The 15,991-nt window shown below is 47.6% G+C and carries 16 protein-coding genes; 14 read left to right on the top strand and 2 right to left on the bottom strand.

Annotation, left to right across the window (positions count from 1 at the left end; genetic code table 11):
* The first annotated feature begins 6 nt into the window (after positions 1–6).
* The gene (locus ACN083_RS03740) at positions 7–1,005 is read left to right on the top strand and encodes an L-threonylcarbamoyladenylate synthase (protein WP_419101481.1); all 999 of its coding nucleotides are present in this window, start codon (positions 7–9) and stop codon (positions 1,003–1,005) included.
* Between the two features lie 87 nt (positions 1,006–1,092).
* Here ACN083_RS03740 and ACN083_RS03735 read toward each other — a convergent pair whose 3' ends face one another.
* On the bottom strand, positions 1,093–2,088 hold the full coding sequence (locus ACN083_RS03735) for an NAD-dependent epimerase/dehydratase family protein (RefSeq protein WP_419101480.1): 996 nt from the start codon (positions 2,086–2,088) through the stop codon (positions 1,093–1,095).
* A gap of 257 nt (positions 2,089–2,345) precedes the next feature.
* On the opposite strand from ACN083_RS03735, the gene ACN083_RS03730 reads away from it, so the two are divergent.
* The 13 genes from ACN083_RS03730 (at position 2,346) to ACN083_RS03670 (ending at position 15,067) form a co-directional block, all read left to right on the top strand.
* Complete coding sequence (locus tag ACN083_RS03730) at positions 2,346–4,226, top strand: glycosyltransferase (RefSeq protein ID WP_419101479.1); 1,881 nt, start codon at positions 2,346–2,348, stop codon at positions 4,224–4,226.
* Positions 4,223–6,073 (top strand): polysaccharide biosynthesis protein, encoded by a 1,851-nt coding sequence (locus ACN083_RS03725; RefSeq protein WP_419101478.1) that lies wholly within the window; start codon positions 4,223–4,225, stop codon positions 6,071–6,073. The genes ACN083_RS03730 and ACN083_RS03725 overlap by 4 nt, the downstream gene beginning before the upstream one ends.
* Before the next feature lie 45 nt (positions 6,074–6,118).
* The gene (locus ACN083_RS03720) at positions 6,119–7,171 is read left to right on the top strand and encodes an MraY family glycosyltransferase (protein WP_419101477.1); all 1,053 of its coding nucleotides are present in this window, start codon (positions 6,119–6,121) and stop codon (positions 7,169–7,171) included.
* 28 nt (positions 7,172–7,199) lie between these two features.
* Positions 7,200–7,565: a hypothetical protein gene (locus tag ACN083_RS03715; RefSeq protein WP_419101476.1), complete on the top strand. Its 366-nt coding sequence runs from the start codon at positions 7,200–7,202 to the stop codon at positions 7,563–7,565.
* A 35-nt stretch (positions 7,566–7,600) separates the two neighbouring features.
* Positions 7,601–7,855, top strand: coding sequence for a hypothetical protein (locus ACN083_RS03710; RefSeq protein ID WP_419101475.1), 255 nt, complete (start codon positions 7,601–7,603; stop codon positions 7,853–7,855).
* Positions 7,856–7,949: 94 nt separating this feature from the next.
* Positions 7,950–8,741, top strand: a complete 792-nt coding sequence (gene atpB, locus ACN083_RS03705) for a F0F1 ATP synthase subunit A (protein ID WP_419101474.1) — start codon at positions 7,950–7,952, stop codon at positions 8,739–8,741.
* Positions 8,742–8,870: 129 nt separating this feature from the next.
* Complete coding sequence (gene atpE, locus ACN083_RS03700) at positions 8,871–9,080, top strand: ATP synthase F0 subunit C (protein WP_419101473.1); 210 nt, start codon at positions 8,871–8,873, stop codon at positions 9,078–9,080.
* A gap of 48 nt (positions 9,081–9,128) precedes the next feature.
* Positions 9,129–9,683, top strand: coding sequence for a F0F1 ATP synthase subunit B (locus tag ACN083_RS03695; RefSeq protein WP_419101472.1), 555 nt, complete (start codon positions 9,129–9,131; stop codon positions 9,681–9,683).
* Positions 9,683–10,498 (top strand): F0F1 ATP synthase subunit delta, encoded by an 816-nt coding sequence (locus tag ACN083_RS03690; RefSeq protein WP_419101471.1) that lies wholly within the window; start codon positions 9,683–9,685, stop codon positions 10,496–10,498. Before ACN083_RS03695 ends, ACN083_RS03690 begins: the two co-directional genes overlap by 1 nt.
* 162 nt (positions 10,499–10,660) lie before the next feature.
* Positions 10,661–12,286 carry a F0F1 ATP synthase subunit alpha gene (atpA, locus tag ACN083_RS03685; protein ID WP_419101647.1) on the top strand — a complete coding sequence of 542 codons (1,626 nt, stop codon included), beginning with the start codon at positions 10,661–10,663 and terminating at the stop codon, positions 12,284–12,286.
* A gap of 79 nt (positions 12,287–12,365) precedes the next feature.
* The gene (locus ACN083_RS03680) at positions 12,366–13,298 is read left to right on the top strand and encodes a F0F1 ATP synthase subunit gamma (RefSeq protein ID WP_419101470.1); all 933 of its coding nucleotides are present in this window, start codon (positions 12,366–12,368) and stop codon (positions 13,296–13,298) included.
* A 45-nt stretch (positions 13,299–13,343) separates the two neighbouring features.
* Entirely contained in the window at positions 13,344–14,807 is a 1,464-nt protein-coding gene (gene atpD / locus ACN083_RS03675) for a F0F1 ATP synthase subunit beta (protein ID WP_419101469.1), read from the top strand.
* Positions 14,807–15,067, top strand: coding sequence for a F0F1 ATP synthase subunit epsilon (locus tag ACN083_RS03670; RefSeq protein WP_419101468.1), 261 nt, complete (start codon positions 14,807–14,809; stop codon positions 15,065–15,067). Before atpD ends, ACN083_RS03670 begins: the two co-directional genes overlap by 1 nt.
* Before the next feature lie 148 nt (positions 15,068–15,215).
* On the opposite strand, the gene nucS is transcribed toward ACN083_RS03670, so the two are convergent.
* Complete coding sequence (gene nucS / locus ACN083_RS03665; RefSeq protein ID WP_419101467.1) at positions 15,216–15,935, bottom strand: endonuclease NucS; 720 nt, start codon at positions 15,933–15,935, stop codon at positions 15,216–15,218.
* Between the last annotated feature and the right edge of the window lie 56 nt (positions 15,936–15,991).

The following is a 15,991-nucleotide window of genomic DNA, read 5'->3' as shown; positions in this document are numbered from 1 at the left end:
AACCACGTGAAAGCTACCCTGTATTCAACCGATACCGAACAGAACCGTACTGAGGCGCTTGCTGCTGCTCAGAAAGCTATTAAAGAGAAGAAAACGATTGTTCTTCCTACCGATACCGTGTATGGTATCGGCGCTGATGCGTTTTCTCCTGAAGCGGTTACTAAGTTACTCTCTGCTAAGGGGCGTTCACGGCGTATGCCTCCGCCGGTGTTGATTTATAGTTCTTCTGTTTTACCTGGCCTTGCTGATGAGCTCTCTGCTGATGCTTCTGCTTTGGCAGAAGCGTTTTGGCCCGGTGCACTCACCATTATTTGTTACTCTCAGCCGTCTTTGAACTGGGATTTGGGGGATACTCAAGGAACTGTCGCTCTTCGTGTTCCTGACGATGAGGTTGCTATTGATGTGCTTCGTTTAACGGGCCCGTTAGCGGTGTCTTCTGCGAATAAGACAGGTCGTCCTGCCGCGGTGGACGCGCAAGAAGCTTTAGACCAGTTAGGTGACGATGTTGAGCTAATTCTTGATGCTGGTTCTCGTGCTCTTGACGGTGAGGGTGCTGAGCATACTGTTCCGGTGGCTTCTACTATTGTGGATTGCACGGGGGAGCAGGCTGTCGTTGTTCGTGAGGGTGCTATTTCTCTTGATGCTTTACGTGAAGTTGTTCCGGAGATTGTCACGAAAGCTGAGTTAGAGTCTCGTAGCCAGTTGAAAGATCCTCAGGAGAATCATGATGAATTCTCTGAACTTGATGATGACTTTTTAGAGCCTGATGAGTCGTCGGATACTCCTAGTTATCGTCAAGCACCAGTGCCGGCTTCGGGTAGTTTACATGAACGTCTTGTTTCGGAGTCTTCACCGGTATCTGGTATTGATCAGCGTCGTTCTTTGGCTCAGCCGGTGCGTTCTGTCCGTCAGCCGTTAGATACGACGGTGACGAAGCCGTTGAGTACTGCTCAGGCTCATTCGTTGGTGTTTGACGGTATCGAAGACGAGGATTCAACAGAATAATCTGTTGTACTTATAAAAGTATGGGGGGCTTCTCACCAAGGTAACCAAGGTGAGAAGCCCCCCCATACTTATGGGTTTTTATGGCATTTAAGAGGAGTGGTATTTTCGGTCTTTTTTGCGTCCAAGGGCAAGATGAGCGCTTCTGAGGACTTCTTGGATTCTTGGTTCTGGAATGAGCCCATGATGACGTGCCCAAGAGTCATCTATTCTTTGTCCGAACCACATGACTTCTACACGGCGTACAGTGCCTTGAAAACGGTCGTCTAAAAGGCGTGAGAAAGCGTAGCCGCTTCTAACGATGCCTTGGCATAGTTGATGAGGTAGGGTGAATGGGCGTCGTCGACCAGCATCAATGAGAACGGAGGAGCAGGTGCTTCCTTCCCACGGCTGAACAACGATTGCTGGTAGTCGTTGAGGGAATTGACCGACCATGGACACGAATTCTGCTAATGCGTAGGATGATGAAACAGGTGAGGATTGCTGACCTGTTCCGGCAACTGAGCCGAGGAATGAAGACGCAATTTTTGCAAAGGATTCTGTGGTTTTACGTCCTGAGCCTTGCACACTGGTTGCACGGATAATACATATTTCTGGTGTGCGAGCGTGTTGTTGTGATTCTTCTAAGAGCATGAGGAGTACTTTTTCTCCGAGTGCTTTTGAGAAAGAATATGCCGAGAAGGGTGAGGTTTTGATTTCGTTGTTGAGTACGGGGGAGGAACCTTGTACTGCGGCAGATGACATGTGAAGTATTCTTTTGACACCGGTACGTTGGGCTGCAATAGCGATAACTGCTGGTAGCAGGGCGTTGGCTCCGATGAGAGGTGCTAACTCTTGTTGGTGTGGGGCAGCTAATCCTGATGCGTTAATGACGACGTCTGCTCCAGCAAAAGAATCAGCCAGAGAGTTGATGATTCCTTCGAGCCTATAGGCTTCTTTGATGAGTGCTTGCGGATTTGTCTGTGATGTTGCAAGACGAGGAGCTTCGATAGGGTCGCTGTCGATGCCGTCTGCTTGTAGACGTGCAATAATGGACGACCCGACGAATCCGCTTGCTCCAATAACTTTCCAGCTTGCCTCAGCCACAATGTCCCCTTTCTAGACCCGTCGATAAGGTTAATGACGGGCTGATATACCTAACATAATCATAAGTGGTGCAAAATCACTAACAGACACAGCAACCTTTTAGGTATCTTATGGGTGATAAAAGGGGTATCACCGTCTGATGTTCAGTAAACTAGCTAGAGTTGTTCAATACTGATAAGTAGAGGGCATCGACGATTTGAGCTCTTAGCAGGTGCTTAGAGTTGTATGAATCCTAGAAAGGTTATGGTCTAGAGGTAATGTCGCATCTTCATAGCTCCCAACGAGTACCTAACTCAGCGACGAGTTCTCAGGACCATATTGTAGCGGTCGTTGTGACCTATAACAGGTTGGATCTTCTGCGTATGACCATGGAGGGAATACGACAGGGTGCTTGCCGTCCTGATTGTGTTGTGGTGGTAAATAATGATTCTACTGATGGGACGGCTGCATATTTAGATAACCTTGAATATGACATTCCTTTAGATATTATTCATTTATCTAAAAATACTGGTGGCGCTGGTGGCTTTGCTGTTGGTATTGATCGTGCGTTGTTTACTCATCAGGCAGATTTGGTGTGGGTGATGGACGACGATACTCAGCCTTTAGAAAATACTCTTTTAGCCAGTTATCGCGCGTGGCGTGATTATTCGGTGATTCGTTCGGAACGCCCTGCTTTTGTTGCTTCTCGTGTGGTGTGGAAGAACGGTCTTGACCATCCGATGAATACGATGCGTACCATGTTTGGGGCTACTCGTCGTCAACATCAGTTGGCGCAAAAAGTGGGTGGGCGTCCAATTCGTTCTGGGTCTTTTGTGTCGTTGCTCATGGATGCTGCTGTGATGCGTCGTGTGGGGTTGCCTTGGGCTGATTTTTTCATCTGGAATGATGATTTTGAGTATTCTACGCGTTTGGCTCATCATCGGCATGCTATTGCTGTGGATGATTCTGTGGTGGTTCACCATACTAAGACTTTCGGCACAACAGATGCTGACCCCGGGAAACGTTTTTATAATGATGTGCGTAATAAGATATGGGTGTTTACACGTTGTCGTACGCTCACTCCTTTAGAAAAAGTGCTGTACAGCGGTTCTACGGTAAGACTGTGGTGTAGTACTTTATTGCGTACTTCAAAGAAAAAAAAATATGCCGGCTATTTCTATCATGGTATTAAAAGTTCTTTGAAGCCTTTTCGTTCTAATCAGGACGTGCTTGCTGGGGCGTATGATTTTTCAGATGTTCGTCAGCAGTGTGTGTCGTGTTCTTCGCCTGAGCAGAAGTTTTCGGTGTTGATGAGCACTTATTCTCGTGATGATGCACGTTTCCTTGACCGTGCTATTGCCTCGAATACGGTTGAGCAGAATCGAGCTCCTGATGAGTTTGTTTTGGTCAAAGATGGTGTTCTAACACCTGAGTTAGATGAGGTAATTGAGCGTTGGTGTGCTCGTTCTCGAAAAGGTGAGGTGTGTCCGATTAAGGTGGTTTCGTTACCTCGTAATGCGGGTCTTGCAAATGCTTTGAATGAGGGTCTTAAAGAATGTTCCTATGATGTAGTGGCTCGTGCTGATGCTGACGATATTTCTTTACCGCATCGTTTTGAACGTCAGCTTCCTGAGTTGGTTGGCAAGAATGTTGCGGTGCTTGGTTCGTCGATGTTTGAAGTATCTTTGGATGCTTCTTATATTGAGTCTGAACGGCATGCTGTTCTTGGTTCTGAGCAGATTCGTTCTGCTTTTGCTCATCGAAATCCGATGTTTCATCCTACGGTGATTTTTCGTAAGTCTGCAGTGGAGGCTGTTGGGGGTTATGAGGAAGTCCCCGGAGCTGAGGATTATTGGTTGTGGAGCCGTATGAATGCTGCTGGCTTTGTGTTCCAGAATATTGCTGATTCTTTGGTGAAATATCGTACTGGTGCTGGTGTGTATACCCGTCGTGGTGGTGTGGGCGCTTTTACTAAGGATGTGAAAGTGCAACAGACTCTTTATAACGGCGGTATGATTAACAAGACTGATTTTGTGACGAATTTAGGTGTTCGTCTAGTGTATCGTTTTGTTCCTGTTGGATTACGTAAAAAGGCTTTTCGGTCGTTGATTGGTAGCGGGCAGGCTGATAATAACCTGCGGAAGGAAAAATGTTCATGACGGATATGTCCAGTGATATGGTGCATGATTCTTCTGCACGCCTTGAGCACGCCCATAAACAGCGGTGGATTTATTACCGTATGGCCTTGGACGCTGGTGCTTGGATTGCTGCTTTATTCATTGGGTTCTTCTTGAGGTATGGAAGTTTTGAGCTGATTAACCCATTCGGTTTTTCTGTCGTTGCTGTGATAGCTCTAAGTATTCAGCTTGGATTTGGGTATGCCGTTGGTTTGTACAGTAATCGTTTACCGTATGGTTCTTTTGCAGAGACGAAGCTTCTGGGGTATACCGTTTTATCTGCTGTGGCAGTTATTCAGGCTGTTCTTATTCAGTTTTCGTGGCATATTGGTGTGCCTCGCTCAGCAATATTAATTGTTGCGCCTTTTGCTCTGATTATTATGTCAGTGTTCCGTTATTTTAAGAGGATGCTTCAGGAATATCAGAATCGTTCGCCTGTTGATAAGGCAGTTCCTGTGATTGTGTATGGTGCAGGTTTTCTTGGGCAACAATTAGTGACGAACCTGTTATCGGACCCGAGCTCTCTCTATCATCCTGTTGCACTTGTTGATGATGATCCTTCGTTACGTAATCATCGTATTCAGGGTATTCCTATTCGAGGAACCCGTGAAGATCTTCGTCATTTGGTGACGAGGCTTGGCGCATCTGCCGTTATTTGTGCAAAGAAAGAATTGCCGCTGGGGTATCAGACGGTTGCGGAGGAGATGCGAAGTTTGGGTGTGGATTTTTTGCATTATGCTGGAGTGACGGCTGGAATGAATGGGAATCTCCATTATGAATACCCTTTAATGAGAAATCCTGAGCTTGAAATAGATCGTAGAATTATTGAGTCTGTACGCGGAAAAGTTGATTATAACGTTGATCGCCAGGACATTTTTCAATATTTACAGGGTAAGCGTGTTCTTGTAACTGGTGCTGGTGGGTCTATTGGATCTGAGCTGTGCCGTCAGATTATGGAGTATGAGCCAGAAAAATTAATCATGCTCGATCGTGATGAGACGTTGCTTTTAGAGGCCCTTTATGGAATTAAATATTCTGGTTCTCTAGCTGATGACGGTATCGTGATTGCTGATATTCGTGACGTTGAGGCTGTGAACAAGGCTTTTGAAGAACATCGTCCACATGTGGTTTTTCATGTTGCTGCGTTGAAGCATGTGGCTGCTCTTGAGTCGAATCCGAAAGAGGGCTGGAAGACTAACGTTCAAGGAACACTTAACATTCTTGAAGCTGCATCTAAAGTAGAGGTTGATGTTTTTGTGAATATCTCTACTGATAAAGCTGCTGACCCGAAGAGTGCTTTGGGACAGTCTAAGCGTACAGCTGAAAGACTGTGTAGCTGGTACGGGAAAACTACCGGAAAAAAATATGTTTCCGTTCGTTTTGGAAATGTTTTTGGTTCCAGAGGTTCTGTTAAACCGCTATTTATGAAACAGATTTGTAATAGTAAGCCTTTAACGGTGACAGACCCTAAAGCCACCCGATTTTTCATGTTGGTTGATGACGCATGTGCGTTGGTCCTTCTTGCTGGTGCCTTGGGCAATAGTGGCGAAGTTCTCGTTCTGGATATGGGACAGCCTGTTCCCATCGAGAAAATTGCTCGGCAAATACTTGATGTGTATAAGCGCCCTGATCTTGATATTCAATACACCGGGTTGCGGGACGGCGAAAAGTTAGAGGAAGTTCTTTTTAGTAAAGAAGAGAAAAACGTTTCGAACGAGAAGAACAAACATATTTCTCATGCTCATGTTCCGCCGTTTGCACCAGCAGATTTAGACTATGCGCAATGGCGTCAAAACTATATTGATCACCGTGGGTATGGGCGAAAATAGGATGACCTGTTATCCTCTCGTGCCTTTTCAGAATGGGGTGTTGTCGTGGAAAACATTATGATGTGGGTTCCTGCCTTCGTCGCTTTTATGGTGAGTCTTTTCTTGCCACGGGCAATTATTCCTTTGCTGAAAAAATGGAACATGGTGGATATTCCAACTGAACGTTCTTCGCATCACCGTCAGACATTGAGGGGGATGGGTATTGCCGCTGCTGCTGGCACCTGTATCGCTTATACTCTCGCGATTGTTTTCGGCATGATTTCTATCGACCGTTCTGTTGCACTTTCTGTTTTGGCGGGAATGCTTGGTTCAGTAATTCTTGGTTGGCTCGAAGATTATCGAGGCGTTCCTATTCTTTGGCGTTTTGGTATTCAACTTGCTATCGGCGTGGTAGTGACATCTTTGCTGACCTATTCTTTGCATACATCGTGGGTGTGGGTTCCTCTAGCGGTTTTGGCCATTGCCGCTTATATCAACGTTGCAAACTTTATGGACGGCCTGAACGGTATTTCTGGGTTGCACGGTTTTATTGTTGGCGGATTTTATGCTTATGCCGGTTGGGTGAATGATCTCAATTGGTTGTTTATTGGTGGGTCTGCTTTATCACTGGCGTATTTAGCATTTTTACCGTGGAATCTTAGAAGTGTAAATAATGTTTTCTTGGGGGATTCTGGTTCTTACTTTTTAGGTGGTTCTATTGCGTCAATGGCTGTTGGCGCTTTTCTCTCTGGAGTGTATTTAGAGTATTTGTTATCTCCTGTTTTGGTGTATTTGGCAGATACGGGTGTGACTCTTTGGTTGCGTATCTATCGCAGAGAGAAGTGGTATTGCCCTCACCGTCAGCATGCTTATCAGCGTTTAACGGATGTTGGGTTGTCTCATGTTCAGAGTGCTTTAGTCGTTTCGTTGTTGACTATTTTTATTTCAGTGCTTGCTATTGTGACGTTGCCGTATGAAACTCAGGAAGCTATCTGGGCTGGTTTGTTGACTTTTGTGTTGCTTGGTGTGTATTTGTTTTCTCCGCAGTTGATTAGGAAGTTTAAAAAAGAATCTCGTGAGGAGATTCAAGAGCAGGGTTCTGTTCATGAACAAAAGTAGCTCTGTCTGGAAAAACATTTTCTTTTCGGTGAGTAAAATTGTTATTCCAGTAACGATCACAGGTATTATGGTGGGAGCACTTATTCAAGGGCGCTGGGGTTTTCTAGCTTTTTTGGTAGGTAGTCTCATCGTTCATATATGGTTTAGCGTAGATGTTCTTGTGGCTCATCGTGCTGAACGTGTTTCGATGGCAAACGTGGCACGCCAAATGGTGGTGTGTTACGTCATTAAAGTAATGATTGGTGCAATGTTGCTACTGGTTGTTCCTTTGCCGCAAACGATGACGAATGGTTGGATGTTATCTGGCGCTTTGATGGTTACGTTGGTGTGGTTAGTGATGACAATGAAGAGCATTATGGCAATGCGCATTTTGTATTTTGCTGATCATGATTGAGGTAAATGTCGGAATAAGTGTGAAGGAAATGAAGAGTGAGTAAGGCACAGAATCCTTGGTGGCGTGGCGATAAAAAGCTTCGTACTACGGGAGAGCTTGTTGCAGGTGGCGGAATTGCTGGGGCAATCATGACTTTGCTCTATGTCATATTGGGTATTGCTATCTGGAGTTTGGTAGGCTTTGTGCTGGATCACTTTTTAGGAACTCGATGGTTAGTTTTTGCTGGTGCCTTGGTAGGTGCTTCCGGAGGGTTCTACCTCGTTTGGTATCACATGACGAACCGTGGCTAGCTACCTCATTGAGTCACACATTATTTTTCAATAACATAATTTATATGTACACGGTCATTTTGACTAAATACTTTGATGCAAGAAAGGACTTGCCTTGATCGTAAACGGGCTTGTTACCGCCGCGGGATATGTTCCTCCCACGGTTGAAGATACTCATCTTCCCGATATTTTCACGATTGGTTCGTTTGGTTTCGGCAAGCAGATGCTGCTGGTGATACTTTCCGTTGTCATCGTTGCAGCATTTTTTATGCATGCAGGTCGCAAGCGTGCGATGGTTCCTGGACGTGAACAATTCATTGCAGAGAGTGGTTATCTTTTTATTCGGAACTCTCTAGCAAAAGAACTCATCGGTGCTCAGGCATATAAGCCCTTTGTTCCTTTGCTTTTTACTGCTTTTTTCTTCATCTTAGTTAATAACCTGTTTGGTTCTATTCCTGGTATTCAGCTACCTCCGATGTCTCACGCCGGTGCAGCCTATGTGATGGCAGGCTTCGCATGGTTTACATGGGTTGGTGTAGGTATTAAGCGCAAGGGCTTTGGGGCTTTCTTTAAAGATCTCACCATGCCTTCTGGTGTTCCTCCCATTCTTTATATCATTCTTGTGCCGATTGAGTTCCTCTCAAATCTTCTGATTCGTCCTGTTACACACGCGCTTCGTCTTTTTGCGACGATGTTCGGTGGGCATATGGCAATTTTGGTTGCTGCTTCTTTGACTCAGTACCTCATTGTTGAGGTGGGGGGATTTGGTTCTCTTGCAGCTATCGGTTCTGGTGCTCTCGGTTTGTTCTTCTACTTCCTTGAATTGATGATTCAGTGCATTCAGGCGTACATCTTCACGTTGCTTCTAGCTGTCTATCTTCAGGGTTCAGTTTCAGAAGGACACTAAAAAAGTTTTCTCAAGTTCATCAAGAGCTTGAAGGATATAGCATCCCGTAACATGCGGGTAATCACCACATAATCAAAACTCTGCTCGTTGAAACAAGAACACAAACGAGCACTGTTGAAAGGAAACAACATGGCAATCGCAGGCTCCCTGAGTGTTATCGGCTACGGTCTTGCATCTATCGGTGGCGGTATTGGCGTTGGTCTAATCTTCGCTGCTTACATGACTAGCGTTGCTCGTCAGCCTGAGTCACAGCGCACTCTTCAGCCAATGCTCTTCATGGGCTTCGCTTTGGTTGAAGCACTTGCAGTTTTGGGTCTCATTCTCGCGTTCATTATGTAATAAAGGCTCAGGCCTTATTCTCTAATCTATAGAACAGGAATTTTCCCTATGTCATATTTGATGGCTGCTGGAGAGGAGCACAGCGTTAGCCCTCTCTTCCCGAGCGTTTGGGAAATGGTCATTGTCTTCATCGGGTTCCTGATCCTCCTCCTCATCGTTACCAAATACGTTATCCCGATGTTCGAAGAGATCTATCAGGAACGTAAAGAGGCTATTGAGGGCGGTCTTGCTAAAGCTGAAAAAGCTCAGGCAGAAGCGGCCGCAGCACGCGAAGAGTACAACCAACAGCTTGAAAGCGCTCGTTTGGAAGCACAGAAGATTCGCGAAGAAGCTCGTACTGAGGGTGAAGCAATTCTTGCTGAGTTCAAAGAACGTGCAACTGTTGAGGCTCAGCGCATTACCGATAATGCACAGAAGACTATCGAAGCCGAACGTGTAGCTGCTCTAGTTTCTCTTCGCTCTGAGGTAGGAACTTTAGCAACATCTTTGGCTGGCAAAATTGTTGGCGAATCCCTTAACGATGATGAGCGATCAGCTCGTGTAGTAGATCGTTTTCTTGCTGACCTTGAAACCGAGCAACAGAACGCAGGTGTAGCTCGGTAATGGCAGGAGTATCTACTGAATCACTGAAGAAGGTGGAAGCGGTTCTTACTGCACAGCGTGCAGTAAGTCCTGACTATCTTGCTAAAGAGCTGTTTGCTGTTGTTGACGTCTTAGACGCTGATGGCGGTCTGCGACGCGCTCTGACCGACCCTTCTCGTAGTGAACAAGCACGCGAAGGAATTGTTCAGAAAGTATTTCGCGGTAAGGTCTCAGAGTCAGCACTGAACGTTTTTGTAGCGGCTGCAACTGCACGTTGGTCTGCTGAACGTGATTTAGCTGATGCTCTCGAGCACGTGGCTGTTGATGCAACAGCTCAAGCTGCAGAGGTACGCGCAGGCACCAACACTTTGGAGACGGTTCTTGATGAACTACTCACTTTCATCAACACTTTGAATTCTTCTGCACAAGCACAGATCGCTCTTACCGACGACCGTGCACTACCAGAAGCAAAGAAAAAACTTGCCCTCACTCTTGCTGGTTCTCCAGCAACAGCTGAAGGCCAGTTGTTGATTGAACGTGTGAGCGTCGCACCTCGCGGAATGACACCTGCACGTTTGGCAGAAAAATTCGTTGAAATTATCGTCAAACGTCAAAAACGCTCGGTTGCACGTGTTGTATCAGCCCGACCTCTAACCGACGCACACATCGAAAAGTTGCGCCGTGGGCTTTCACAAGCCTATGGACAAGAACTGAAGCTAGACATCACCGTTGATCCTCAGGTAATAGGTGGACTCAAGGTTCAAGTTGGAGACGAGATTCTTGACGGCACCGTCCAGTCACGTCTGAACGAGCTCAACCGCTCTATCGTTGCCTAAGACTACGGATTGCATACGCAATAGTGATTTAGCAGATACAGATGGAAGGTGCGTTTCTTCTCACCATGGTGGTTAGAAGAACGTGCCAACCGTAAAGCAAGTTTCGGTTTTCACCCACAACCTGTGGGGGAGAACCACACATTAGGAGAGCAGGGACAAAAGATGGCCGATTTGACCATCAACGCCGACGACGTCCGTAACGCGCTAAACGAGTTTGCAGCGTCTTACGAACCCGGCAAAGTAGAACGAGTAGAGGTAGGTCGAGTATCGTCAGCATCTGACGGTATCGCCCGCATTGAGGGTCTTCCCTCCGTCATGGCTAATGAGTTGCTTCGTTTTGAAGACGGCACTCTTGGCTTGGCGCAGAACCTAGACACCCGCGATATTGGTGCTATTATCCTTGGCGATTTCACCGGTATCGAAGAAGGACAAGAAGTACACCGCACCGGTGAAGTTCTTTCCGTACCCGTAGGCGACGCATACCTTGGTCGTGTTGTTGATCCTCTGGGTAACCCCATCGACGACATGGGACCTATCGAAGCTGAAGGTCGCCGTGCGCTAGAACTACAGGCGCCTGGTGTTACCCAGCGTAAGTCTGTGCACGAACCATTGCAGACCGGTCTTAAAGCTATCGACGCAATGATTCCTATCGGTCGCGGACAGCGTCAGCTCATCATTGGTGACCGCCAGACCGGTAAGACCGCTATTGCCGTCGACACCATTTTGAACCAGAAAGCTAACTGGGAATCTGGCGATCCTCAAAAGCAGGTTCGTTGTATCTATGTAGCTGTCGGTCAGAAAGCATCGACTATCGCTGCAGTACGTAGCACCCTTGAAGCACGCGGCGCTTTGGAATACACCACCATCGTTGCTTCTCCTGCATCTGATGCAGCAGGCTTCAAGTATCTAGCACCTTATACCGGTTCTGCTATTGGACAGCACTGGATGTACGGTGGTAAGCACGTTTTGATTATCTTTGACGACTTGTCAAAGCAGGCAGAAGCATACCGTTCTGTTTCCTTGCTTCTACGCCGCCCACCAGGACGTGAAGCATACCCCGGCGACGTCTTCTACTTGCACTCTCGTTTGCTCGAGCGTTGCGCAAAGCTCTCTGACGAGCTAGGCGCTGGTTCGATGACTGGTTTCCCCATCATCGAAACCAAAGCAAATGACGTCTCCGCGTTCATTCCTACGAACGTTATTTCCATTACCGACGGACAGATCTTCTTGCAGTCTGACCTCTTCAACGCAAACCAGCGTCCTGCAGTTGACGTAGGTATCTCGGTTTCTCGTGTGGGTGGTGCCGCACAGACCAAGGCCATGAAGAAAGTCTCCGGTACGCTCAAACTCGACCTTGCACAGTTCCGCGCAATGGAAGCTTTCGCAATGTTCGCTTCTGACTTGGACGATGCGTCCAAACAGCAGCTCACCCGCGGTGCTCGTTTGACGGAGCTTTTGCGTCAGCCTCAGTACACCCCGTACGCGGTTGAAGAGCAGGTTGTTTCTATCTGGGCAGGTACGAACGGATACCTTGATGACGTTGAGGTCTCTGACGTACTCCGTTTTGAGAAAGAGTTCATCGACTACCTCCGTCGTTCCACTGGCGTCTTGACCGCTATTAGCGAGTCCGGAAAGCTTGAAGACAGCACTGTAGCTGCATTGAAGAATGCGGTCGCTGAGGTCAAGCGTAACTTTTCCTCTGAAGGTACTAGCCACCTCGTAGACGCTGGTCATGAGGAGCATAAGCCAGTATCTGATGCGGACGTATCTCAGGAAACCATCGGTTAGCGATAATCCTGATGTGGTTGTGCTGTTCTGAGCCTAACAGCGTAGAACAGCACAACTGCTAGGACTGAAAGGAAGCTCTATGGGAGCCCAAATTAGGGTTTACCGCCAGAAGATTAATTCGACGTCGTCGATGAAAAAAATCTTCAAGGCGATGGAGATGATCGCGACCTCTCGTATCAATAAGGCACGTAAGAGCGCAGATGCTGCAAGCCCTTATGCTGCTGCTTTGACAAAGGCTGTTACTGCTATTGCTACTCAGCACCCCATTCAACACCCGTTGTTGACTGATACGTCTGTTAAGCATCGTCGTTCAGCTATTTTGGTGATGACGAGTGACCGTGGCTTAGCTGGATCATACTCTTCATCCGTTTTGAAAAAAGCGGAGGGTCTGATTGAGAAGTTGCGTAGCGAAGGTCGCGAGGTTCAGCTTTACCTTGTTGGCCGTAAAGCAAAATCATATTTTGAATTCCGTGAACGCCCTTATGAGCGTGCATGGGAGGGTAACACTGATAACCCTAACGTCGAAACGGCTGTTGAAATGCGTGAAGCTTTGCTTGATGCATATTCACGTCCTTACGAACAGGGCGGTGTCGATGAATTACATATCGTGTACACCGAATTTTTGTCGATGGTAACTCAGGAAACAAAGATTCTTCGTCTACTACCGATTGCTGTTAAAGAAGCACGTCGTATGGGTGAAGAAATTGTTCCAGGTGTTCGCCTTGATGAAGAGCAATTTGAACAGGATGCTATGTTCGAGTTTGAACCTAGCCCTCAGGAAGTGCTGGACGCGTTGATGCCTCGTTATGTGGCGTCTCGTCTGTACGCCTGCTTATTGCAAGCTGCTGCTAGTGAACTTGCTTCTCGCCAGCGTGCGATGAAGTCTGCTGGTGATAACGCAGATGAACTTGTCAAGAAGTACACTCGTTTGATGAACAACGCTCGTCAGGCTGAGATTACTAACGAGATTTCTGAGATTGTCGGTGGCGCTGACGCCCTCGCCGCATCTTAGCAGAAGACCAACCAATAACTTTCTCTTATTAGGTAAGTGAGAACTATGACCTCCACTGTAAATGAATCGGCAGCTACGCCGACTCAGGGCGCTACTGGCCGCATCGTGCGCGTCATCGGCCCTGTTGTCGACGTTGAGTTTCCTGCCGGTCAGGTACCGGATATTTACAATGCGCTCACCGCTGATTTAACTCTCGGTGGCACTACTACTACGATTACTTTCGAGACCGCTCAGCACTTGGGCGACTCTATCATCCGCGCAATTTCTTTGAAGCAGACCGACGGTTTGGTGCGTGGACAGGCTGTTGTTGACACTGGAGCACCTATTTCTGTTCCTGTGGGTGACGGTGTGAAAGGACACATCTTCAACGTTCTCGGTGACGCTCTTGACGTCGATAACTCCGAGATTAAGGCTGACACTTACTGGCCTATTCACCGTACTGCTCCTGGCTTCGCAGAACTTGAAGGTTCTACCGAAATGCTTGAGACCGGTATTAAGTCCATTGACTTGCTGACCCCTTATATTAAGGGCGGTAAGATTGGTCTGTTCGGTGGTGCGGGCGTTGGTAAGACTGTTTTGATTCAGGAAATGATTACCCGTGTGGCTCGTAACTTCGGTGGTACTTCTGTATTCACCGGTGTGGGTGAGCGTACTCGTGAGGGTAACGACCTCTGGGTTGAGATGGAAGAAGCCGGCGTTCTTAAAGACACCGCGCTTGTGTTCGGTCAGATGGATGAGCCTCCGGGAACTCGTCTTCGTGTGGCTTTGACTGGTTTGACCATGGCGGAATACTTCCGTGATGTGAAGAATCAGGACGTTCTGCTCTTCATCGACAACATCTTCCGTTTCACTCAGGCAGGTTCTGAGGTATCCACCCTTCTCGGTCGTATGCCTTCTGCTGTGGGTTACCAGCCTAACCTTGCTGATGAGATGGGCTTGTTGCAGGAGCGTATTACCTCAACTCGTGGTCACTCTATTACCTCTATGCAGGCTATTTATGTTCCTGCGGATGACTACACTGACCCTGCTCCAGCGACAACCTTCGCTCACTTGGATGCAACAACTGAGCTTTCTCGTGAGATTGCTTCTCGTGGTCTGTACCCTGCTATTGACCCGCTTTCTTCAACCTCACGTATTTTGGATCCGCAGTACATCGGTAACGAACACTACGATACTGCTATCCGTGTGAAGGCTATTCTTCAGGAGAACAAGGAACTTCAGGACATCATCGCGATTCTTGGTGTGGACGAACTTTCTGAAGAGCAGAAGGTTGTTGTTTCTCGTGCACGTCGTATTGAGCAGTTCCTCTCTCAGAACACTTACACTGCGAAGCAGTTTACTGGTGTTGAGGGTTCAACTGTTCCGTTGAAGGACACCATTGAGTCCTTCCAGATGATTTGCAACGGCGATGTAGACCACATCCCTGAGCAGGCGTTCTACAACATTGGTGGTATGGACGATGTCTTCCGCCGCTACGAGGAAATCAAGGCACAGACTGGAGCCAAGTAATGACGGCACTAAAAGTCGAGGTTGTATCTCGTGAACACCGTGTGTGGGAGGGCGAGGCGAAATATGTTCGTGCTCGCACTGTCACCGGTGATTTGGGTATCCTTCCGGGGCATATCCCGACGTGTGTTCTTCTTGCTGAAGATGGTGAGCTGTACATTGAGCCGGTTTCTGGTGAGCCGATGACGACCACTCTTCAAGAGGGGTTTTTGACGGTTTCTAATGACCGCGTCACTATTGCTGCTAAGCACGCGAAGGTCTAAATAAACCTCATATGAGAAGAGGTGTTTGTTTCTTCTCCTTCTGTTCAGAATGGCGAAGAAACAAACACCTCTTGTTTTTAATGGTGGTGCTCTAACACAGTGAGTCTAAGAGCCTGATGAATTTTTATATGGTGTTATATTTTGGGGTTTAGAAGAGTCGGTTTTCTGATTGGTCTACTCCGCGCATGGCGTCGTAGTCGAGGCTGATACAGCGGATACCGCGGTCTTCTGCGAGGGTTCTCGCTTGCGGTTTGATGCGTTGAGCTGCGAATATACCTTTGACGGGGGCAAGTAGCGGGTCACGATTGAGTAGTTCGAGGTATCGGGTGAGCTGTTCAACACCGTCGATGTCGCCTACACGTTTGAGTTCTACGGCAATGGATGCGCCGTTGGCGTCTCGTGCCATGATGTCAACAGGGCCGATAGCGGTGGGGTATTCTCTGCGGACGAGAGTGTATCCGGCACCGAGGGTTTCGATTTGTTCGGCAAGGAGGCGTTGTAGATCGGATTCTACGCCGTCTTTGACGAGTCCGGGGTCGATGCCGAGGTCGTGGGAGAGTTCTCCGATGACCTCGTAGATTCTGATGAGAAGACGGTCGTCGCTTTTGGCTGCTTGTACCGTCCATAATTGTTGTATTTCGGGGTCTGCCAGTTCGGTGAATTGGCTGCTTTGGGTGAGTTTTTCTCCCTCTAGGACGTGCATATTGACCGGTGGGTTCATCCAGTTCAGGGGCTTATAGGAGCCTCCGTCGGAGTGGATGAGTACCGAGCCGTCATTTTTGAGCATGAGTAGGCGTGTGGCACGGGGGAGGTGGGCACGTAATCTGCCCTCATAATCTACGGAACATTCTGCTATAACAAGTCGCACGCACATAACTCTAACAGTTTGTGCAGGCGCTGGGTGTCGATTCTGTGGGCGTGTAT

It is taken from the genome of Rothia sp. CCM 9418 (assembly GCF_048512825.1).
Classification (GTDB): domain Bacteria; phylum Actinomycetota; class Actinomycetes; order Actinomycetales; family Micrococcaceae; genus Rothia.
The sequence above is the reverse complement of the archived record's forward strand: the minus strand, read 5'-3'. Positions and strand labels throughout refer to the sequence as shown.